This window comes from Devosia sp. 2618, assembly GCF_040546815.1.
In the GTDB taxonomy this organism is placed as follows: domain Bacteria; phylum Pseudomonadota; class Alphaproteobacteria; order Rhizobiales; family Devosiaceae; genus Devosia.
On the sequence record NZ_JBEPOO010000001.1, the window covers coordinates 3,115,943 to 3,136,809 of the forward strand.

Consider the following 20,867-nt stretch of genomic DNA (forward strand, 5'->3'; position numbering starts at 1 on the left):
AGTTGTTCCCCGGTTCCCGTCTGCCAGCCCTTTTTGCGGGGCGCAAACTCCCGTAAACTGGCAACTCTCTTCGGACTGGAATCGCTTCATGCATCTGCTGCTCGTCGATGGCTCGGGTTATATTTTCCGCGCCTTTCATGCTCTGCCCCAGCTTAGCCGCAAGTCGGACGGGCTGCCCGTGGGCTGTGTGCAGGGCTTCTGCAATATGCTGTTCAAGCTCACCGAAGACCTCAAAGGCGAGGATGAGCCCACCCATATGGCGGTCATTTTCGACGCCAAGGGCAAGACCTTCCGCGACGACTTCTATCCCGATTACAAGGCGCAGCGCCCCCCTGCTCCCGAAGAGCTGGTGCCGCAGTTTCCGCTGACGCGCTCGGCGACCCGTGCCTTCAATATCCCCTCCATCGAAATGGAGGGCTGGGAAGCCGACGACATCATCGCCACCTACGCCGTCAATGCCCGCAAGGCTGGCGCCAAGGTCACCATTGTCTCCTCGGACAAGGATCTGATGCAGCTGGTCGAGCCCGATGGCTCCATCCGCCTGCTCGATACCATTGCGCGCCCCGGCCAGCCGCCCCTGCGCTGGATCGGCATGGATGAGGTCTTCACCAAGTTCGGCGTTACGCCCGACAAGGTGATCGACGTGCAGGCGCTCTGCGGCGATAGCGTCGACAACGTGCCCGGCGTGCCCGGCATTGGTGTTAAAACCGCCGCCGAGTTGATCAATACCTATGGCTCGGTCGAAAACCTGCTCGAGCATGCCAGCGAGATCAAACAGAACGCGCGCCGCGAAAAGCTGATCGCCAATGCCGATCTGGCCCGCATTTCCAAGCGCCTCGTGACGCTCAGCCAGGACGTGCCCGTCGAGCTCGAACTCGATGCGCTGATCCGTCAGCCAATCGAGCCGGGCAAACTGTTCCCGTTCCTCAAGGCAATGGAATTTGCCACCATCACCAAGCGCCTGGCGGGCCTGCTCGGTGCCGATCCCGACGCATGGGATGCCGATCCAGAACTGGCCGCCAAGGGCGCCGCGTCTGGCCCTATCGGTTTTAACAACGAGGCGCGTGCCGAAGCCCGGGCGGCCCGCCACGAAGCCTCCGGCAAGGCTGAAGCGCCGCTGATCCTGCACGCCGCAGCCGAGCATGCCCGCATCAAGGCGATCCCGTTCCAGCCCGAAGCCTATGAGATCATCCGCGACGCAACTCAGTTGCAGCGCTGGATCGACGCCATCGAAATGACCGGCTATGTCGCGACCGACGCTGAATCGACCGGCCTCGACAATCAGACCGCCGATCTTGTCGGCCTCAGCTTCTCCATCGCGCCCGGCACTGGCGCCTATCTGCCGCTTGGCCATGCCAGCGCCGAAGGCGACATGTTTGGCTCGGGCAAGGCCGAAGGCCAGATGGATATCCGGCAGGCGCTCGACATGGTGCGCCCGCTGTTTGCCTCCAAGGCGATCCTCAAGATCTTCCACAATGCCAAATACGACATTGGCCTGCTCGCCCGCTACGACGTTCCCGTCAACGCAATCGACGATACGCTGCTGCTCAGCTACGCGCTCGATGGCCCGCAATATAATACTCTGGGCGATCTGGCCGATCACTGGCTGGGCGTGCCCGGCACCGCGATCACCGACCTGATCGGCAAGGGCAAGACCCAGATCACCTTTGCACAGGTCGAAATCGACAAGGCCGCACGCTACGCCGCCGAAGACAGCGACATGACCATCCGCCTCTGGCAGATCCTCAAGCCGCGTCTCGCTGCCGAGAACATGACGACGGTGTATGAAACCCTCGAGCGCCCGCTCGCCCCCGTGCTCGCCCGCATGGAAGGCCGCGGCGTTTCCGTCGACCGGCAAATCCTCGCCCGTCTCTCGGGCGACTTCGCCCAGCGCGCTGCCGCGCTTGAAGCCGAGGCCTATGAGCTGGCCGGCTCCAATTTCAATCTCGGCTCACCCAAGCAGCTGGGCGAAATCCTGTTCGACCGCATGGGCCTTGAAGGCGGCACCAAGACCAAGACCGGCGCCTGGTCCACCGGCGCCGATGTGCTCGAAGACCTGGCCCTCAAGGGCATTCCGCTCGCGCGCACCATTGTCGACTGGCGCCAGCTGACCAAGCTCAAGGGCACCTATACCGATGCCCTGCCCGAATATATCAACCAGCGTACCAGCAGGGTCCACACTACCTATTCCCAGCATTCGGTGCTGACCGGGCGCCTTAGCTCCAACGATCCGAACCTGCAGAACATTCCCGTCCGAACCGAAGATGGCCGCAAGATCCGCACCGCCTTCGTCGCCGCTCCCGGCAAGATTTTGATCAGCGCCGACTACAGCCAGATCGAGCTGCGCGTTCTCGCCCATATTGCCGACATTCAGGCCCTCAAGGACGCGTTCGAGGAAGGCCTCGACATTCACGCCATGACTGCGTCCGAAATGTTCGGCGTGCCCGTCCAAGGCATGCCGTCCGACGTGCGCCGTCGCGCCAAGGCGATCAATTTCGGCATCATCTACGGCATTTCAGCCTTCGGCCTTGCCAACCAGCTCGGCATCCCGCGCGGCGAAGCGGGCGACTATATCAAGACCTATTTCGAGCGCTTCCCCGGCATCAAGGACTATATGGATCACCAGCGCCGCCAGGTGAAAGCCGATGGCTTCGTCACCACCATCTTTGGCCGCAAGATCAACTTCCCCAACGCCAATTCGAGCCACCCGTCTGAACGCAGCTTTGTTGAACGCGCCTCCATCAACGCCCCCATCCAGGGCAGCGCCGCCGACATCATCCGCCGCGCCATGATCCGCATGGAACCCGAACTGAAACGCGCCGGCGTCGACGCCGACATGCTGCTGCAGGTCCATGACGAACTGATCTTCGAAGTGCCGCAGGGCAGCGAGGAAACGGCGATCCCGGCGATCCGGAAGGTGATGGAAGGGGCAGCGGAGCCTGCGGTTAGGCTAAGCGTGCCGATCCAGGTGGATGCACATGCGGCGCACAACTGGGATGAGGCGCACTGATTGCCGGCCGCCATCGGCGGCAAAATCTCCCCAGTGGGGAGATTCTAGGCGATCAGGCCCGTAGAGCTATGCTCGCAAGGCCCAGCGTGCCGCACGCTCCGTCTAGACATCTCAGGATGGATCCCGGCTCACGGCCGGGATGACATCGTGGGTGGGGGTAGACCGGCGCTCCTACCGTATTGCCTCCGCCGCCAGATGCAGCCGTTCGGCGCTCGCATGCGTCCAGCGTGCCACGGCGCTGCGGTCACTGGCTTGGGCGCGGACGAAGGCTTCAATGCGGTCGTGGCCGATTTCGTCGAGCAGGTGGCGGCAGGGGCGCCACATGGTCCAGTTGGGGTTGACCATGCGCATGGTCAGCCGGTCGTTGACGATGTCGAAATGGATGTTTGCCGAGCGGGCCAGATCGAGAAATTCGGCGATATAGGCGTCTGGCATGGTGTCGGTGGCGGACATTGGGGTGCCTCGTATTTGATACAAATGCAATGCATCAGGCCCCGTTCCGGCTCCCGCCGTCCGTCTTTATGGTGAACAGTCGGTTAACGCCGCGTGACGCTGACCTGCCGCCCCGCGCCGCCGGGCGGGATGGAGAGCGCGACGACCAGCGTTGCCGCTTCGACGATCTCGGGCGCGCGTTCGGCCCATTCGACCAGCACGATCGCATCGGGATTATCGAGTAGACCCAACTCATCCACCTCGCGCGGATCGCCGAGACGGTAGAGATCGGCATGCAGCACCGGGCCCTTGGCGGTGTCATAGGGCTGCACCAGCGCAAAGGTCGGCGAGGGCACGTCGAGCGCCGGATCATTGGCCAGCGCGCGGATGATGGCGCGGGCCAGGGCGGTTTTCCCCGCGCCGAGATCGCCGTTGAGGATGATCAGATCGCCGGGCACGAGCGTCGCGGCGAGTTCAGCGCCGAGGGCGGCTGTTGCGGCGTCATCGGGGAGGAATTGTTGCATGTTTTGCCTTTCAACCACACGGCGCTCGGGTCCATCGTCCCCTCGTCCCTCAGGGGAGAGGTGAAGAAGAGGGCAAGCTTATTCAGCAACCCCAGCCATCGCACTGTCGCGCGGCAGGTTGACGATGATGCGGCTGCCGCGCGGTTCGCGCTTTTCGGCCGAGATGGTGCCACCATGCAGGTTCACGAAGGTCTTGACGATGGCAAGGCCCAGCCCGGCCCCGCGCTGACGGCCGGATGGCGTGTCGATGCGGGTCTGGATGGCGGCGCGCATTTCGTCGGTAACGCCGGGGCCTTCATCTTCGATGATGAACAGCATGCGATCGGCGCGCTGGCTGACCGAGAGGCGAATTTCGCCACCAGGCGGGGAGAAGCGGGCTGCGTTGCTGAGCAGGTTATACAGCACCTGCACGATGCGCGTGCCATCGGCGATGAACGGCGGCATGTCGCGCTCGATATCGACCACCATATTGATCGGCGCTTCGCCGGAGATCTCGGGGAAGGTCGCGGACAGGCCTGCCTTGGCCTTTTCGATCAGCGTTGGCACGTCGAGCAGTTCGGGCCGTAATTCGGCAATGCCGGCGTCTACCGATGCCAGATCGAGAATGTTGTCGATCAGCACGCCCAACGTCACCGACGAGGCGCGGATATAGTCGATGTATGAGCGCTGGCGCTCGTTGAGCGAGCCGCCTTCGGTTCCGGCCAGAAGGTCGGAGAAGCCGATGATATTGGTCAGCGGCGAGCGCAGTTCATAGGAGACGTTTTCAACGAACGCGTCCTTGAGCAGATCGGCTGCGACCAGCGCGTCGTTGCGTTCCTTGAGCACCTTGGAATAGCTGGCGCTTTCGGTCACATCGAGGAAGGTCATCATGGTCTGCCCGTCGGGCAGGCGGGTGATGGCATAATCGAGCAGGCGTCCGTCCGAGCGGTTGAGCCGCCCGGTCTGGTCCGAGCGCGTCGGATTGAGATCGATGATTCCGCGTTTGAGATCACGCCAGATGCTGGCGCCATCCTCGGGAATGGCCCGACCGCTGGCTTCGGCGATCTGGTCGATATGGGGGTTCTGCCCCAGTTCGTTCATCGGTAGTTTCCACAGCCCCGACAGGCGCGGATTGGACAGCGTCAGGCGGCCATTGGTGCCAAACACCGCCACGGCTTCCGAAAGCGCATTGATGGTCTCGCGCTGCACATTGGAAAAGGCCTTGTTGGTCGATTCCAGCTTCAGGCGCTCGGTAATGTCCTCAAACACATAAATGACGCCGCCAGCCGGACCGGCCGGAGCCGAGATCACCTTGACGGTGCGGCCATCGGGCAGATGCCAGGGCTCGTTCTCGTGCGGCTCCTTGCGGCCGTAGGATTCGAGGTGCTTGCTGCGCCAGGTCTGGTAGTCGACCTGATTGGGCAGCATGCCTTCGGTGCGCAGCTTGTCGAGAATGGCGCGCTCGTCCAGCCCCGGCATCAGGAACTGACGGCTCAGGCTCCAGAGCTTTGCATAGGCGTCGTTGAACTGGATCAGCTCGCGCTTGGCGTTGAAAATCGCGATCGGGGTGGTCAGAGCGCCGATAATGCCGCTGATATGAGCTAGGCCAATTTCGGCGGGCTGGCCAGCCTTGTCCTCGACGGGGCGCAGATAACCGGCGCGGCCGCTGTCGATAGAAAACTCGACCAGTTCATAGGCGCCCTGGCCGGGCCAAGTCACAGTCATCTTGGCCGGTTTGTCTTCGCGGGCGCAGTCAGCCAAGTGCTGTTTGAGCTGCGGGGTGTCCAGCAATTCGGGCGGCATGGTTTCACTGCCGGTCTTGCCCAGCGTCTTGGCCAGTTGCAGATAGGCGGCGTTGGCGTAGATCAGGCGATCCTTGGCATTGCGGCAGAAAGCCGGAGTGCCCAAGGCCTCGAGCACGGCGCGCACGCTTGAAAGGTCACCCGTGGCGGCAGCGGCGACCAGCGCCGGCTCGGCATTGGGCTGCAGGTAGGACGGACGCAGGCGCATTGCCGCGCCGCCGCCCAGCACCCAGCCATTGGCGCGGATGACGCGGCCATCGAGGGCGCTCAGGCTGACGTTAAAGGCATGGCCGTGCACACGCAGGTCTTCGAGCAGGCGGGCCAGGTTGTCGGCGTCGCCATGCGACAGCCAGCTCGAGAAATTGAGAATGGATTCCGGCTGGCGTCCGATGGGCAGAACCGCCGCGGCCTGACCCAACAGCTTGGGCGCGCCTTCGCTGTTTTCGGTCCATAGCACGGTGACTTCACGGGTGCCCGACAGCAGCGCTTCGTATTCATCGACCAGCGCGCGCAGGCCCGAAATCTGTTCGCCGGCGCGGCGACGCGCGGCCTTGCCGTCCACCAGAGCGGTGCGCAATACGGCGACGGCAAGAAGGGCGAAGGCCCCCGCGCCAACGGCAATAGCCAATGGTGCAGCACCCGCCAATCCAGTGGTGTTTATGCCCTGTGCGACGGCGGGAGCCGCCGTCATCAGGGTAAGGGGTGCTGCCGCGACTACCGCGAATCCCCTATGCTTCCGGAAGTGATCCGGCGCCATGCGCTGCCCTCTAGACCAAAATTGTTGTTCCCGGTCCGGCGCCCCCAAAGGGCCGGTACGCTTACACGCAAACGGAAGAGCGGTACGCGGAGTCCGAAAAGGAACCCTGCTCTCCACAAGTCGGCCACGTGTCCCCAGCAGCCGAATCACCCTGACCATACCGGCACGGTGAATCAGCTAAAAGAGTCTTAATGGCTGTGCATTGCGGGCATTGGTCAGATAACGGGGATTGACGGAGAACGAAGCAGAAACTTCGAACCGGCGCTTCGCGCAAAATCGCTCCGGTGGAGCGATTTTAGGTTCGAAGGCCATGAGAGCTATGCTCGAATGGCAGGATACCTCAGATTGTTTAGCGGATCGTGCACCAAACGACCGCCAGTGGCCCACATTACGGAACCGTTGGCGGTCGGGGCTAGATGGCCACGCGCAGGTCGCTACTTGGTCGTGAGAGCGGCGGTAGAATGTCCGTGTTCCCGTGGCAGGCGATGATCGAGTTCTGCCTTGGGCACGCTCGGTCTGAACTGGGTCAGAACGCCGGTTGTCTGCTGATACATCGGCGCATCATTGCAATAGGCGTTGTCGTTGAGGTTTTCAGCGGCAAACGGATCGGAATGGTCTTCGTCCCCGGCGGCCTCGGTCGGCGACAGCGATTGTGGTGTCGCATCGATACAGGCGGCAGGTTGCGAAGGAACGGCGGCATAGGCCACACCAGCGCCAGTGAACAGGCTGAGTGCAAGGCCAAGGGGAGCGATGATCTTGAGACTTTTCATTTTGTCTCTCCAGAAGTTGGTGAACAACCAGAAGAGCGTCATGGAGTCACGGTGAACGGGGCGTCCCGCTCAGAAGGCTGGATGGCTCTCAACTAATAGCCCGCCATCATTGGCGGGCTGCATTCTAGTTAATCAGCGAATTCGGCAGCACAATGGCTTCGCAGCCATAAATACCGAAGTTACTGCCACATGTTCAAATGTTAATGCGCCCGCAACCTTGGTCGCGAGCGCATGTATTACAGAACAGCAATCAAGCGTTACACGCCAGCAATCAGTAGCGATACTCACCGGACTTGAACGGACCGTCGGTGGTCACGCCGATATAGTCGGCCTGGTCCTTGGTCAGCTTGGTCAGCTTGGCACCCAGCTTTGCCAGGTGCAGTTCGGCGACCTTTTCGTCGAGATGCTTGGGCAGCACGTGCACCTTCTTCTCGAGCGTTTCGCCATTGGTCCACAGTTCGATCTGGGCCAGCGTCTGGTTGGCAAAGCTCGCCGACATCACGAACGATGGGTGACCGGTGGCGTTGCCGAGGTTCACAAGGCGACCTTCCGACAAAAGGATCAGGCGCTTGCCATCTGGCTTTTCGATCAGGTCGACCTGTGGCTTGACGTTGGTCCACTTGAAGTTGCGCAGGCCGAGCACGTCGATTTCGTTGTCGAAGTGGCCGATATTGCAGACGATGGCCATGTCCTTGAGCTTGCGCATGTCATCGACCATCAGCACGTCGCGGTTGCCAGTGGCGGTGACGACGATGTCGGCGCGCTCGGCTGCGTCTTCCAGCGTCACGACCTCAAAGCCTTCCATGGCGGCCTGCAGGGCGCAGATCGGGTCGACTTCTGTGACCAGCACGCGGGCGCCAGCGCCACGCAGCGATTCAGCCGAGCCCTTGCCCACGTCGCCATAGCCGCAAACGATGGCGACCTTGCCGGCCAGCATCACGTCGGTGCCGCGACGGATCGCGTCGACCAGCGATTCACGGGTACCGTACTTGTTGTCGAACTTGGACTTGGTGACCGAGTCATTGACGTTGATGGCGGGGAACGGCAGCTCGCCCTTGGCGTGCAGCTGATAGAGGCGCATCACGCCCGTGGTGGTTTCTTCCGAGACGCCGCGGATGGCGTCGCGGATCTTGGAGAAGAAACCGGGCGACTTGGCCAGGCGACGCTTGATGGTGGCGAAGAAGATTTCCTCTTCTTCATTGCCTGGCTTGTCGAGAATGGAAATGTCCTTCTCGGCCTTGGCGCCGGTCAGGATATACATGGTGGCGTCGCCGCCATCATCGAGGATCATGTTGGGGGTGGTGCCCGGCCAGTCCATCATGCGGTCGGTGAAGTCCCAGTATTCTTCCAGCGTCTCGCCCTTGTGGGCAAAAACGGGAATGCCGGCGGCAGCGATGGCGGCAGCGGCGTGGTCCTGGGTCGAGAAAATGTTGCACGAGACCCAGCGCACTTCGGCGCCCAGCGCCACCAGCGTCTCGATCAGTACGGCGGTCTGGATGGTCATGTGCAGCGAACCGGCAATGCGGGCGCCCTTGAGCGGCTGCGCGGCGGCATATTCGGCACGGATGGACATCAGGCCGGGCATCTCGATTTCAGCGATATCGAGTTCCTTGCGGCCGAAGGCAGCAAGGGAAATGTCCTTGACCGCATAGTCGGTCGATTTGGTGGTCATGGCGTGGCTCCGGAGCGCAATGAAAAGTTGCTCCAGCTATACGCAAGGCCGCCGTTTGGATCAACCGGGACATAAAGAAATGTTTATATCCAATTATCGATAAGCAGCGTAGCGCTTGCGCTTGAAGGGCAGCGACACAAACCGCAGCAGGCCCGACAGCACCAGATAGCCTAGGATAAATCCGCCCCCGGCATAGAGGATGCCCTCCATGGTGACGGGCACCGCCGGGCGGTAGTTTTCCAGCGTACGCCGGCCAATGTCGGTATCGAGATAGGCGGGCATGGACTGCAGCCGCTCAACGGGGCCGGCGCCCTCGATGGTCGCGAGCGTCGTGCTGAGCAGCTCGTAGCGGGCAAAGGTCGCCGTCATCGAGGTGCCGCGACCGGCGAGGAACTCGTCGTTGGAGGCATTGTAGCGCGCCAATGCAGTGTTGCGATCAAGCCCGGACGCCGCCGCCGCGCGGTCGAAATCGGCGGTAATGACGCGCAGCTCATCGACCGCACCGCCGAGGCGCTGGGTATATTGTTGGGCATATTCGGGGAATTGGCTCAGCACCACAGCCAGGCTTATTCCGCCTATCCCAGCAACGATCCGCCGCATGCGCCACTCCGATTACTGCTTGCCGAACTGGTCATCCGCCATTTCCGCGGCCACAATTTGGCATCTGCGCCAAATCAAACCTATCTGCTACCCTGTGCCGGTAAGGTGACTAAAGTCTTGCCCAGCCAGCATATCAGGAGATTTCGTGCGTAATCTTGATTTCAGTTCCTGGGAGGGCATCGTCACCACGGTGCTCGGTCTGGCGGTCTTTACCCTGATCGGCGTCGGCATTCGCATCGTCATGATGCTCACCATCCAGCAACGCCAGCAGCGCATGAACCGCCAGATCAACGAGCGGCTCAAGACCCTGATCGCGGCCTACAAGGTCCTGGGCGGCTCCTTTACCGGGCGGTTGACGGTCGACCCATCGCATTTGCGCGACATCACCCGCCGACAGGCCGAAATGGCGCTGGAAGAGGATGAAACCGAGGGCGGCGAGGTGGCGGAAGCGGCTGGGCCCGACGCCCCCGCATCAGCCTCCGAACGCGCCCGCCGCATTCGCGATGCGGTTGAGGCGGCTCTGTCAGATATCGTCCTCCTCGGCACCGAGGAGCATGTGCGGCTGGCGGGGCAAGCCGCCAATGATCTGGCCGCCGGCAAGCCGGTCCGCACCGCAGAACTGGTGATCTCGCTGCGCAACTACGTGCGCAAGGCGCTCGATCTCGATCCGATACCCGCCGACGCCAATATCCCGCTGCAAGGCCCGACCCGCCCACAAGCCGGTGGCGCCCGTGGCGGCAGGGGCGGCGGTGATGGTGAAGGCCGTGGCGGCGCCGGTGGTGGGTCCGGCGGCGCTGGCGGCATGGGTGGTGGAGGCGGCGGCGGTATGGGAATGGGCCTCGGCATGGGCGGCAAGCGCGACGACGATACGACGCGCTAGTCTTCTGCCTTAGCCGGGCACGCCGTCGCTATCTTCGTCGAAACCGTTATTGACCAGCTCGACGATGGCTTCGAGCGCTTCGCGCGCCTGCTTGCCGCTGGCCTGCACCAGGATGGTCGAGCCCGGTCCGGCGCCCAGCATCATCAATCCCATGATCGAGTTGCCGTTGACCGAGGTGCCATCCTTGATGACGTTGATATCGGCATCAAAGCATTCTGCCGTACGCACGAAACGCGCCGAGGCCCGCGCATGCAGGCCCTTGCGATTGACGATGGTGAGTTGCTGGGCGACGGCCCGGCTGCCACCGCCGTCCATCAGAGCGCTCCCCGCATGACCTGATCCAAAAACCGCGTCGCACTTTTCGGGGGCATGCTAGCCAGCTCCAAGGATCGAGTTGGCGACCGTGATATACTTCCTGCCCGCTTCCTGGGCCAGGTTCACCGCGTCCTTGATCGCCATGTCGCCACGCACGCGGCCAAGTTTGACCAGCATCGGCAGGTTCACCCCGGCGATCACTTCGACGTCGCGGTTCTGCATCACCGAAATGGCGAGGTTGGATGGCGTGCCGCCGAACATGTCGGTGAGGATGATGACGCCTGCGCCATTATCGGCGCGATCCACCGCTTCGAGAATGTCGTTGCGGCGCGTTTCCATATTATCTTCAGGACCGATTGCGATGGTCTCGCAAAACTCCTGTGGGCCCACGACATGCTCGAGAGCAGACTTGAACTCATTGGCGAGCGCACCGTGCGTCACCAGAACCAGACCAATCATGCAACGTCCCCAGCCTGCCGGTTGGCGCCGATGCTTTGGTGCACCCGGCATTCCAGTAATTCTTGCCCTCTGTCCGCGCGATGACCTGTTGGACTATCGCACGCACGCGAACCCGGCTCACTAGAACCAGTAACCGACAGTCTCGGCTTGGACGGTCGGGGATTCAAGTGGTTTTTTGTCACGGGGTTATTGCGGGCTCCGCCAGAGCCGCAATGGCCTCGGCAACCAGCAACATCTGATGCTCGACCAGCACGACATCCGATGTCGGCACCGGCGCCCGTGCCAGTAAAACCCCATCAATATCGGTGGTCAGGTCATCGTCTTCGAGCATCCGCACCAGGTCCGGCACAAGGTCGATCACCAGATGCAGATCCGCCCCGTCCGCATGAGGCCGCCGGATAATGCCCCGCCCGCGCAACTCGATCTGCCCGACCAGTGTTTCCGGCGCTTTGGCGGCAATCGCACTGTCGCCAACGCTCAGCTCAACGCGGTCATCAGCAATCAGAAATGCCGGCAATCCCCGCGCCTGCCAGCGGTCGAGCAAGGCCAAAGCCAGCAGCGACTTGCCGGCGCCGGAAGGTCCGCGCAGCAGCACCCCCGTCGATCCCAGCAGCACGGCCGTGCCATGCACGTTCTTGGTCTTGCTCATGCAGCAGGTCTATTTGCGGGCGCGGGGTAATACAACTGTGAACACCGCGCCGTGGCCCTCTTCGCGATTATGGGCGCGAATGCTGCCCTTGTGGGCGTCAACGATCTGCTTGGAGATCGAGAGGCCCAGCCCCGAATGGTCGCCAAAACTCTCGGTGTCGGGACGGTCGGTATAAAAGCGCTGGAAGATCTTGCCGAAGTCGCCGGTAATCCCCTGCCCTTCGTCGGTAACGACGACGGTGATGTTTTCTGGATCGGTCGATAGCGCCACGCGCACCACGCCGCCTTCGGGCGAGAATGACACCGCATTGTCGATCAGATTGGCAAAGACCTGCGCCAGCCGGCTTTCGTGGCCGTTAACGATGGCCGCCCCCTTGCCGGTACCGGCCCGCTCGGTCATTTCGACGGTGACGCCGCGACCCAGCGCCATATCCTTTTGGATCGACACCATGGTCTCGGCCAGCTTTTCGATATCGACCCGCTCAGAGCTTTCGCGCGCCAGTTCGGCATCGAGGCGGCTGGCGCTCGAAATATCGGTGATCAGCCGGTCGAGGCGTTTGACGTCGTGCTGGATGATGGCGTTGAGCCGTTCGCGGTCTTCCGGCCGCTTGGCCAGCGGCAGGGTTTCGACCGCGCTGCGCAACGAGGTCAGCGGGTTCTTGAGCTCATGGGCCACGTCGGCAGCAAAGCGCTCGATGGCCTCGATGCGGTTATAGAGCGCGTCGGTCATGCGGCGCAGGGCGCCACTCAGATGGCCGATTTCGTCGGGACGATCAGAAAAATCAGGGATTTCAGCACGCGCATTGCCCGCCGTCTGCACCCGCTCGGCCGCCGCCGAAAGCCGTCGCATCGGGCCAGCAATGGTGCCCGCCAGCAGCAATGATAGCGCGATCTGCACGCCTGCCGCGATCATGGCGATGCGCAGAATGCTCCAGCGCTCCTGCGCCACCACGGAATCGATATCGCCCGGCGCGGTCGACAGCAGGATCACGCCGACGGTCGAGCGCAGCCGCTGCACCGGCACGGCAACCGACACCACCAACTGGTTCTGCGCATCCACACGCACGAAGTCGGCCGGTGCGCCTTGCAGCGCCGAGGCAACCTCTGGATAGCGGCTGCCTTCGTCGACGCCATATTCCTGATATTTCGGAAAATTGTCGCCCGGCACCCAGGACAGGACGGCGTTCCACCAATCCCAAAGGAAGAAATTGTCGTTGCGCTTGGTGTCGATCACCGACCGCATCACCTCGCCGCGCGCGTAGATATTGTCGCTATCAAGGATCATCAGCCCGCCCTGATCATAGATGCGGGCACGAGTGCGGGTCGGGGTGATCAGGTTGCGCAGCAGCGGCGCCACGCGTTCCGGATTGATCGGAAATTCCAGCGATGGATCGAAAAACGACAGCGGCGAAATCGTCCCATCGCCCTGCAATTGCAGCAGCCGGTCGGGGTTCACCGAAATCACATCGCTATCGACCGTGGCCGAGGCGGCAACGGCGGCTGCAATAATTTCGCCCTGCACGCGCAGCGACTGCACGCGCGCATCGATCAGGCCGGCGCGCCACTGGTTGAGGTACAAAATCCCCACCACCAGCACGAGCAGGCCCGCCAGATTGAGCACGATGATGCGTTGGGTAAGGCTGGAAAAGATCGTGAAATTGAGGAACCGTCCGATGGCGCCGACGACCTTGTAGAAAGGTGCCCAGAACTTGCGCCACCGATGGTTGCCGCGTGGCTTCTTGGTCCGCTTGGCAGGCTCATCCGCCCCCGACGCGCGCCATTCACGTTGCGCGTCGGGTTTGCCTTCCAGTTCCGGATCAAGAATGGCCACTTGGGCTTATTGCTCCTTGAAGCGATAGCCGACACCATACAGCGTCTCGATCATTTCGAAGTCGTCATCAGTCGCCTTGAACTTCTTGCGCAGGCGCTTGATGTGGCTGTCGATGGTGCGATCATCGACATAGACCTGATCGTCATAGGCCGCATCCATCAGGGCGTTACGCGACTTGACCACACCGGGACGCAGCGCGAGCGCCTGAAGGATCAGGAACTCGGTCACGGTCAGCGTTACGCGCTGGCCCTTCCAGGTGCAGGTGTGGCGTTCTTCATCCATCACCAGCGAGCCGCGCTCGATCAGCGCCTTGCCGGTGCCGGGCTCGCCCGGAGCGCCAGCAGGAGCGGATGGATCGCGCGGCGCCGAGCGACGCAGGATGGCCTTGACCCGCTCAACCAGCAGACGCTGGCTGAATGGCTTGGTGATGAAATCGTCGGCGCCCATCTTGAGGCCGAACAATTCGTCGATCTCTTCGTCCTTGGACGTGAGGAAAATGACCGGCACGTCGGACTTCTGGCGCAGACGGCGCAGCAGTTCCATGCCGTCCATGCGTGGCATCTTGATATCGAGAATGGCGAGGTCCGGCTTGTCGGTGGTCAGGCCTTCGAGCCCCGAGGCTCCATCGGTGTATGTCGCGACCTGATAACCCTCAGCTTCCAGTGTCAGGGACACGGAGGTGAGAATATTGCGGTCGTCATCCACCAGGGCGATCTTTGGCATAAGCTGCCTTTCTTGTTCGGACGCTAGCAAACATAGGGCGGCTTTGGCCGCGCGGACATGCTTGCAGGCGACAAATACGCGTTAAATAAGGCGCGGCCAAGGGCGCTGCACCCCTATGGGCAATTCAGTTGCGCCCACAGCGCGGGCTGCAACTTCAGTCTTACGACCCATTTCGGGATGGTTGAGCGCCCCTTACGCCCTGTATTTTCACCCTGTACTCGGCGGCCCCCGCCAAAGTGACGGAGTGAATTTGAAATGAGCCTGTTCGACCACGACACCTTGAGGCAGCAGATTGCTGCACGCGCCGGCTCGGTATCGGTCAACGACATTGCGCCCGTTCTGGTTGCGCGCTCGCTGCAGGGTAGCGAATCCGAACTCACCGCCGATGGCGCCGTTTCGGTGCGCACTGGCGCCTTTACCGGCCGCTCGCCCAAGGACAAGTTCATCGTGCGCGATGGCCTGACCGAGAACAGTGTCTGGTGGGACAATTCGGGCGCCATGAGCCCAGCCCATTTCGATATCCTGCTCGAAGACGCCGTTGCGTCGCTGGGCGGTCACTCCATCTTCCGTCAGGACCTGCTGGCCGGTGCCGATCCGCGCCACCAATATGCCGTGACCGTGCTGACCCCGAGCGCATGGCATGCGCTGTTTATCCGCAATCTTCTGATCCGTCCCGGCGAGATGGTCGAAACCGGCAGCAATCCGTCGGCCGTCACCATCGTTCACGCGCCGCACTTCAAGGCCTCGCCCGAGCGCCATGGCAGCCGCACCGATACGGTGATCGCGCTCGATATGAGCCGCAACATCGTCATCATCGCCGGCACGCTCTATGCCGGCGAAATCAAGAAGTCGGTGTTCTCGCTGTTCAACTTCCACGCGCCGCGCAATGGCGTGCTGCCGATGCACTGCTCGGCCAATCTGGGCAAGGATGGCGAAGCCGCCCTGTTCTTTGGTCTGTCCGGCACCGGCAAGACCACGCTCAGCAATGACCCCGATCGTCCGCTGATCGGCGACGACGAACATGGCTGGAGCGATGACGGCGTTTTCAACCTTGAAGGCGGTTGCTACGCCAAGACCATCAAGCTGAGCGCCGAAGCCGAGCCCGAAATCCATGCCGCGACCAAGCGTTTTGGCACTGTGCTCGAAAATGTGGTGCTCGATGCTAACAATGTGCCAGCATTTGATGACGTATCGCTCACCGAAAACACCCGTGCGGCATACCCAATACACGTGCTTCCAGCCATCGCCAAAGGTAGCGTTGGCGGCACGCCCAAGACCGTGGTGTTCCTGACCGCCGACGCTTTCGGCGTCCTGCCACCCGTCGCGCGCCTAACGCCGGACCAGGCGGTTTACCACTTTCTGTCGGGCTACACAGCCAAGGTTGCCGGCACCGAACGCGGCGTCACCGAGCCACAGGCCACCTTCTCGGCCTGCTTTGGCGCGCCGTTCATGCCGCTCCATCCAACGGTTTACGGCGAAATGCTGGCTGAAAAACTCAAGGCCAGCGGCGCGACGGCATGGCTGATCAATACCGGCTGGACCGGTGGTGGCCACGGCGTCGGCAAGCGCATCGACATCGCCTCGACCCGGCGCCTGCTGACCGCAGCGCTCGATGGTTCTCTCGACAATGCCGAGATGCGGATCGACGAATTGTTCGGCTTTGAAGTGCCACTGAGCGTTCCAGGCGTTGCACCCACCCTGCTCACCCCTCGCCTGACCTGGCAGGACAGCGACGCTTACGACCGCCAAGCCCTTCATCTGGCTGGACTATTCCGCGCCAACTTCGAAAAATTCGGCGACGCCGCCAATGCCGCTCCCGGCCCGATCCTGGCCCAGGCGGCAGAATAATCTGTCTCCTCCCGAGACGATCAGGGGCGCTTCGGCGCCCCTTTTTTTGTGCGCTACGCGAGTGGAGTTGGAGCGTGTGAGAACGCACTAGCAGGTCTGGCAACGCCCCCTGTCGGCGCGTTGGACACCAGCAACGCCCATACTGCCCCCGACCACCCACCGCGCTGCCCTCGGGCTTGACCCGAGGGCCACTCTCAACCCGGCACAATCGGCGACAGGTCCTCGGGTCAAGCCCGAGGACAGCCGGGTGGCAGGTGGATTATCGTGCCACGCCCTCGTGGTTCGAGGGTCGCTACGCTCCCGCCTCACCATGAGGGCAATTCTTGGCTCGGTGAGGGCCACTCTTGTTTCGGTGTTTCAATAGCCCCTCATGGTGAGGTGCGCGTCCTTCACGCGCCTCGAACCACAACCGGCGTGCCACAAGACCCAAAAACTTATCCCCACCCCCAATTTGTCCCGCACAATCCCCCCAGGGCGCAAAACAAAAAACCGCGCGGCTAACGCCAGCGCGGCTTGTTCATGATCACGATGTCAGACCGTCTCAGTTCGGCGAATAGAAGATGTGCGAACCGATCTGGGCGACGGCGTTGTAAGTGTTTGACCAGGACGGGCTGACCGCCGTGGTGTGGTAGTAGAGCGCCGAACCGGGAACAGCGCCGACCTGTGCGCCCGTGGCGAACTCGGCATAGATGTGTTCGGCCAGCGACGCGGAACGCGCCCAGGCGCGGCGTTCGCTTGGCGCGTCGGTGCGACCATCGCAAGCGAAGGTGAACTGGCAGCGGTGATAGCCCTTGTCGGCGTTCTGATAGATCACGCCGCAGAGGGTCGATGGGAATTTGTTGGAGCGAGCGCGATTGACGATGACATTGGCCACAGCCATCTGGCCGGCTTCGCTCTCGCCGCGAGCTTCGTGGTAGATGGCCTGAGCGAGGCAGTCGCGCTCCGCATTGGCATGCTCCAGGCGCGCAGCGAGCGGCTGGTAGCCGTCTTCGATATAGGCAGCCAGCATGGTTGGGTTGAGCTCTGGCTCGGGCGCCACGGAGCGCGACGCCGGGCTGGTGAAGCTGGCAATAGCGGAGACGGCGCTGTTGTCGCCCATCGAACCGCGCGCGATGTAGCCCATCAGCACATCTGCGGTCAGCTCGCCGGCTGGATGGGCGCCGAGCACGTCATACGCCCGTAGGGCCTGCTGGCGTTCAACATAGTTGGTGAGCAGTGCGGCGGTCAGCGGCTGCTGGCCGGGCGCCATTGGCACAAGCGTTGGCCCGATGGCTGGCTGGGCGCGCACGGCAAGAAGATCGGCCGGGACCTGAAACGGGGTTACGTCAGCAACACGAAGGGTTTCGGCATGAGCCGGGACGAGGGTGATAAACAGCACGAGCGCGACCGCGCACAGGGCAAGCGCATGCGACACCGCACGCACAACAATATCCTGCCAGGTCTGCCCCAATGCCCCGTCCTTACCCATGAGCTCGTCCGGCCATATCCGGCGAGCCTTCTGTTGGTCCGTCATTGCGGACCCACGTCTTCCCGGCCGGCACACTAGCCATGCTTGTTGCGGAAGGGAAGACGAAATTTACGGCTGGTTAACCATACCCATTAGCTTCTTAAGTTACGGTTAATCGACCAGGGCAAAGAAGAAAACCCAATATTTATAGGGTGTTGGATAGTGGTGAAGCACTGATTGTGCTGACCTTTAAAAGTTTACGGATCAGTAGTGGCTAAACGTCGCTTTGTTGTGGACGTGATGCCCTGTGGAAACAAAAAGCCCCGGAGCGGGGTCCGGGGCTTTGAAACTTCGGGCTGTTGGGCGGCGCTTAGCGGGGCTCGAACGCCGCCAGCCGCACATGATCAAGGCTCTCCATGATGGCGATTCCCAGCGCTCGCAATTCATCACTCGGATGCACCAGATCGGGCACCATCACCGTCTGCATGCCGGCGGCATGGGCGGCGCGGACACCGACATGACTGTCTTCGACCGCCAGGCATTGCAGCGGATCGACACCCAGGCGGCGGGCCGCCGTGAGGTATGGCTCGGGGTGCGGCTTGGGATTGGTCACGTCGTCCCGCGTCACGATTGTGTCGAACATATCGAGCAGACCGGCCGCCGCAAGGTGGTGGCTGGCATGGGGATTGCGCGACGAGGTGGCGACGGCGGCGGGAATATTGCGCTCCCGCAACTCCGTCACCAGCTGCAGCGCGCCCGGCTTGACCGGCACGCCATCATGGCTGCGCTCGCGCATCACAAAGCGGCAGCGCTCGTCAAACAGCGTATAGGGAAAGGCGACGCCATAGGATTCGATGAGCAGCTTGTTGGTGTGCTCGTGGCTGGAGCCAACCATGGACATGTGCACGGCGTCGGTCATCTCGAAGCCGAGCTCGGTGCAAACTTCGAACACGATGGTCTTGAAGACGCTTTCGGTGTCGAGCAGGGTGCCGTCCATATCGAAGATGACGGCGCTAAACGGCGCGAGGCGCAAAATTTCGCTCTGGGGTTTCATCTCGCTGGATATAGGTCGATTTGTGCTTTGGCGCCAGACTTGCGGGTGAAAGGCAGGGATGCACGCTGGCACTGCGTCTCGCCTGTGCTAGTTTTGCGCTGCCATGAGTGATTTCCGACCATCCCGACAGCATGAGAGCCTGGGCGACGCCTTCTTTGACCGCGTCGCACCGGCCGATTTTCCGCAGACCATTTTGCGTCACCGCGACCAGCGCTGGGCCAGGCGCATGGGGCTCGATGACCTCAGCGACGCTGAATGGATCGAGCATTTCGGACGCTTCGCGCCACTGCCCGGCTCGCTGCCGCAGCCGCTGGCGCTGCGCTATCACGGCCACCAGTTCCGCAGCTACAATGCCGATCTGGGCGATGGACGCGGCTTTCTGTTCGCCCAAGGGCATGACCTTGCGGATGGCCGCCTGCTCGATTTCGGCACCAAGGGCTCGGGCAAGACGCCCTGGTCGCGCGGCGGCGATGGGAAGCTCACGCTCAAGGGCGGCGTCCGCGAAGTGCTGGCCACCGAAATGCTGGAAGCGCTGGGCGTTTATACCTCCAAAAGCTTTTCGCTGATCGAAACCGGCGAAAACCTCCATCGGGGCGACGAGCCCTCCCCCACCCGCTCGTCAGTGCTGGTCCGGCTCAGCCACAGCCATATCCGCGTCGGCAGTTTCCAGCGGTTGGCCTATCTCGAAGACAATGACGGGCTTGCGACGCTGCTCGATTATGCAATCGCCAATTACTATCCCGAGCTGACCAGCGCTCGCGACAAACCGGCTGCGTTCCTTGAAGCCGTAGTCGGCAATGTCGCCCGCCTTGGCGCACAATGGACCGCTGCCGGTTTCGTGCATGGCGTGCTCAACACAGACAATATCAACGTCACCGGCGAGAGCTTCGACTACGGCCCGTGGCGGTTCCTGCCGGTTTATGACCCCGATTTCACCGCCGCCTATTTTGACGAAACCGGGCTCTATAGTTTTGGTCGTCAGCCCGACACGCTGGCCTGGAACCTGACGCGGCTGGCCGAATGCCTGTTGCCGCTGTCGAGCATCGAGGCACTGGAGCCTGCGCTCAACACCATCTGGCCGACGTTCCGCGCCGAACTTCCCCGGCAGATGCTGCGCCGTCTCGGCCTCAAGCCGCGTGACACGGAGGCCGATGGCGTCTTCATCACCGAGGTCTTCGGCTTCCTGTCGGCCAGCAAAGCGCCCTACGAGCAGTTTTTCTTCGACTGGCGCGGTGGCGGCCTTAGCGCCGAACGCGCCGCGCGCAGCCCGTCCGCATCACTCTATGCCAGCGATGCCTTCCGCGCCGTGGCCGATGGCTTGGAGCAATACGGCCCGGCCGACGACCTCAATCTGGGTCACCCCTATTTTGCGCGCAGCACACCGCGCACCATGCTGATCGAGGATGTCGAGGCGATCTGGGCCCCAATCGCCGAAAGCGATGACTGGAGCGTGTTCCACGCCGCGCTTGCCGACATTGCGCAGATGCGCGATGCCTATTCCATCGTGCCTTGAGGAGGTTCCCATGCCCATTTACGCCCTGGACGGTACTGCGCCCACAGTCCACCCCGATATCGGCTGGATCGCCCCGACGGCGGTGCTGGTCGGCGATATTGTCGTCGGTCCTGAGGCGGGCATCTGGTTTGGCGTCGTGGCGCGCGGCGATATCGAGCGCATCACCATCGGTGCGCGCACTAATGTGCAGGAAAACTGCGTGCTGCATACCGATAGCGGTTATCCGCTGGTGATCGGCGACAATTGCACCATTGGCCATAGCGCTATCGTGCATGGGTGCACCATTGGCGACAACACGCTGATTGGCATGGGCGCGACGGTGCTCAATGGCGCCAAGATCGGGAAGAACTGCCTGATCGGCGCCAATGCCCTGATCACCGAAAACAAGGTGATCCCCGACAATTCCATGGTGCTCGGTTCGCCCGGCAAGGTGGTGCGCCAGATCGACGACGAGGGCGAAAAAGCTCTCGCCGCCTCGGCCGAGCGTTACGTCCGCAATGCCAAGCGCTTCGCTTCTGGGCTGGTGGACATTACGGGGCGGCTGAACGATTTCGAACCGGCCTAGGTCGAACTTCGCGTTTGCTTTTTGCGCGAGCCCCCGCC

Annotated in this window: 18 protein-coding genes; 5 read left to right on the plus strand and 13 right to left on the minus strand. The window is 62.3% G+C overall.

Translation table 11 applies throughout. The features are described from left to right. The first annotated feature begins 88 nt into the window (after positions 1-88). Positions 89-3,010 carry a DNA polymerase I gene (polA, locus tag ABIE28_RS15440; protein WP_354064428.1) on the plus strand — a complete coding sequence of 974 codons (2,922 nt, stop codon included), beginning with the start codon at positions 89-91 and terminating at the stop codon, positions 3,008-3,010. A 171-nt stretch (positions 3,011-3,181) separates the two neighbouring features. Here the strand turns inward: polA and ABIE28_RS15445 are convergent, their stop codons facing one another. The 6 genes from ABIE28_RS15445 to ABIE28_RS15470 form a co-directional block, all read right to left on the minus strand. Continuing rightward, positions 3,182-3,463: a hypothetical protein gene (locus ABIE28_RS15445; protein WP_354064430.1), complete on the minus strand. Its 282-nt coding sequence runs from the start codon at positions 3,461-3,463 to the stop codon at positions 3,182-3,184. Between the two features lie 83 nt (positions 3,464-3,546). Continuing rightward, on the minus strand, positions 3,547-3,966 hold the full coding sequence (gene tsaE, locus ABIE28_RS15450; protein WP_354064432.1) for a tRNA (adenosine(37)-N6)-threonylcarbamoyltransferase complex ATPase subunit type 1 TsaE: 420 nt from the start codon (positions 3,964-3,966) through the stop codon (positions 3,547-3,549). A 78-nt stretch (positions 3,967-4,044) separates the two neighbouring features. Next, positions 4,045-6,438, minus strand: coding sequence for a sensor histidine kinase (locus tag ABIE28_RS15455; protein WP_354064434.1), 2,394 nt, complete (start codon positions 6,436-6,438; stop codon positions 4,045-4,047). Positions 6,439-6,938: 500 nt separating this feature from the next. Next, positions 6,939-7,274 carry a hypothetical protein gene (locus tag ABIE28_RS15460; protein WP_354064436.1) on the minus strand — a complete coding sequence of 112 codons (336 nt, stop codon included), beginning with the start codon at positions 7,272-7,274 and terminating at the stop codon, positions 6,939-6,941. A 271-nt stretch (positions 7,275-7,545) separates the two neighbouring features. Then, complete coding sequence (gene ahcY, locus ABIE28_RS15465) at positions 7,546-8,946, minus strand: adenosylhomocysteinase (RefSeq protein WP_354064438.1); 1,401 nt, start codon at positions 8,944-8,946, stop codon at positions 7,546-7,548. A gap of 93 nt (positions 8,947-9,039) precedes the next feature. After that, entirely contained in the window at positions 9,040-9,546 is a 507-nt protein-coding gene (locus ABIE28_RS15470) for a DUF2937 family protein (RefSeq protein WP_354064440.1), read from the minus strand. A gap of 145 nt (positions 9,547-9,691) precedes the next feature. On the opposite strand from ABIE28_RS15470, the gene ABIE28_RS15475 reads away from it, so the two are divergent. Continuing rightward, positions 9,692-10,426: a hypothetical protein gene (locus ABIE28_RS15475; RefSeq protein ID WP_354064442.1), complete on the plus strand. Its 735-nt coding sequence runs from the start codon at positions 9,692-9,694 to the stop codon at positions 10,424-10,426. Positions 10,427-10,435: 9 nt separating this feature from the next. Here the strand turns inward: ABIE28_RS15475 and ABIE28_RS15480 are convergent, their stop codons facing one another. The 5 genes from ABIE28_RS15480 to ABIE28_RS15500 form a co-directional block, all read right to left on the minus strand. Continuing rightward, positions 10,436-10,741, minus strand: a complete 306-nt coding sequence (locus ABIE28_RS15480; protein WP_354064444.1) for an HPr family phosphocarrier protein — start codon at positions 10,739-10,741, stop codon at positions 10,436-10,438. A gap of 57 nt (positions 10,742-10,798) precedes the next feature. Continuing rightward, on the minus strand, positions 10,799-11,200 hold the full coding sequence (locus ABIE28_RS15485) for a PTS sugar transporter subunit IIA (protein ID WP_354064446.1): 402 nt from the start codon (positions 11,198-11,200) through the stop codon (positions 10,799-10,801). A gap of 178 nt (positions 11,201-11,378) precedes the next feature. Next, positions 11,379-11,849, minus strand: coding sequence for an HPr kinase/phosphorylase (locus ABIE28_RS15490; protein WP_354064447.1), 471 nt, complete (start codon positions 11,847-11,849; stop codon positions 11,379-11,381). A 9-nt stretch (positions 11,850-11,858) separates the two neighbouring features. Beyond that, positions 11,859-13,679 carry a sensor histidine kinase gene (locus tag ABIE28_RS15495; protein WP_354064449.1) on the minus strand — a complete coding sequence of 607 codons (1,821 nt, stop codon included), beginning with the start codon at positions 13,677-13,679 and terminating at the stop codon, positions 11,859-11,861. Positions 13,680-13,685: 6 nt separating this feature from the next. Then, a complete protein-coding gene (locus tag ABIE28_RS15500) occupies positions 13,686-14,402 on the minus strand; it encodes a response regulator transcription factor (RefSeq protein WP_092179285.1) in 717 nt (238 codons plus the stop codon). 255 nt (positions 14,403-14,657) lie between these two features. Here ABIE28_RS15500 and pckA point away from each other — a divergent pair, with 255 nt between their 5' ends. After that, complete coding sequence (gene pckA / locus ABIE28_RS15505; RefSeq protein ID WP_354064451.1) at positions 14,658-16,250, plus strand: phosphoenolpyruvate carboxykinase (ATP); 1,593 nt, start codon at positions 14,658-14,660, stop codon at positions 16,248-16,250. Positions 16,251-16,791: 541 nt separating this feature from the next. Here the strand turns inward: pckA and ABIE28_RS15510 are convergent. Both ABIE28_RS15510 and ABIE28_RS15515 read right to left on the minus strand, forming a co-directional pair. Then, on the minus strand, positions 16,792-17,718 hold the full coding sequence (locus ABIE28_RS15510; RefSeq protein ID WP_354064453.1) for a cell wall hydrolase: 927 nt from the start codon (positions 17,716-17,718) through the stop codon (positions 16,792-16,794). 349 nt (positions 17,719-18,067) lie between these two features. After that, the gene (locus ABIE28_RS15515; RefSeq protein WP_354064455.1) at positions 18,068-18,730 is read right to left on the minus strand and encodes an HAD family hydrolase; all 663 of its coding nucleotides are present in this window, start codon (positions 18,728-18,730) and stop codon (positions 18,068-18,070) included. A gap of 124 nt (positions 18,731-18,854) precedes the next feature. Here ABIE28_RS15515 and ABIE28_RS15520 point away from each other — a divergent pair, with 124 nt between their 5' ends. Together ABIE28_RS15520 and ABIE28_RS15525 are read left to right on the plus strand one after the other, a co-directional pair. Continuing rightward, positions 18,855-20,264: a protein adenylyltransferase SelO gene (locus ABIE28_RS15520; RefSeq protein ID WP_354064457.1), complete on the plus strand. Its 1,410-nt coding sequence runs from the start codon at positions 18,855-18,857 to the stop codon at positions 20,262-20,264. A gap of 10 nt (positions 20,265-20,274) precedes the next feature. Continuing rightward, a complete protein-coding gene (locus tag ABIE28_RS15525; protein WP_354064459.1) occupies positions 20,275-20,829 on the plus strand; it encodes a gamma carbonic anhydrase family protein in 555 nt (184 codons plus the stop codon). Positions 20,830-20,867 lie beyond the last annotated feature (38 nt).

Bases quoted from the DNA above. Each gene is read 5' to 3' on its own strand.
- ahcY (WP_354064438.1), bottom strand. From the start codon at position 8,946: ATGACCACCAAATCGACCGACTATGCGGTCAAGGACATTTCCCTTGCT.
- ABIE28_RS15460 (WP_354064436.1), bottom strand. From the start codon at position 7,274: ATGAAAAGTCTCAAGATCATCGCTCCCCTTGGCCTTGCACTCAGCCTG.
- ABIE28_RS15470 (WP_354064440.1), bottom strand. From the start codon at position 9,546: ATGCGGCGGATCGTTGCTGGGATAGGCGGAATAAGCCTGGCTGTGGTG.
- polA (WP_354064428.1), top strand. From the start codon at position 89: ATGCATCTGCTGCTCGTCGATGGCTCGGGTTATATTTTCCGCGCCTTT.
- pckA (WP_354064451.1), top strand. From the start codon at position 14,658: ATGAGCCTGTTCGACCACGACACCTTGAGGCAGCAGATTGCTGCACGC.
- ABIE28_RS15445 (WP_354064430.1), bottom strand. From the start codon at position 3,463: ATGTCCGCCACCGACACCATGCCAGACGCCTATATCGCCGAATTTCTC.
- ABIE28_RS15510 (WP_354064453.1), bottom strand. From the start codon at position 17,718: ATGGGTAAGGACGGGGCATTGGGGCAGACCTGGCAGGATATTGTTGTG.
- ABIE28_RS15500 (WP_092179285.1), bottom strand. From the start codon at position 14,402: ATGCCAAAGATCGCCCTGGTGGATGACGACCGCAATATTCTCACCTCC.
- ABIE28_RS15520 (WP_354064457.1), top strand. From the start codon at position 18,855: ATGAGTGATTTCCGACCATCCCGACAGCATGAGAGCCTGGGCGACGCC.
- tsaE (WP_354064432.1), bottom strand. From the start codon at position 3,966: ATGCAACAATTCCTCCCCGATGACGCCGCAACAGCCGCCCTCGGCGCT.
- ABIE28_RS15490 (WP_354064447.1), bottom strand. From the start codon at position 11,849: ATGAGCAAGACCAAGAACGTGCATGGCACGGCCGTGCTGCTGGGATCG.
- ABIE28_RS15480 (WP_354064444.1), bottom strand. From the start codon at position 10,741: ATGGACGGCGGTGGCAGCCGGGCCGTCGCCCAGCAACTCACCATCGTC.
- ABIE28_RS15455 (WP_354064434.1), bottom strand. From the start codon at position 6,438: ATGACGGCGGCTCCCGCCGTCGCACAGGGCATAAACACCACTGGATTG.
- ABIE28_RS15485 (WP_354064446.1), bottom strand. From the start codon at position 11,200: ATGATTGGTCTGGTTCTGGTGACGCACGGTGCGCTCGCCAATGAGTTC.
- ABIE28_RS15525 (WP_354064459.1), top strand. From the start codon at position 20,275: ATGCCCATTTACGCCCTGGACGGTACTGCGCCCACAGTCCACCCCGAT.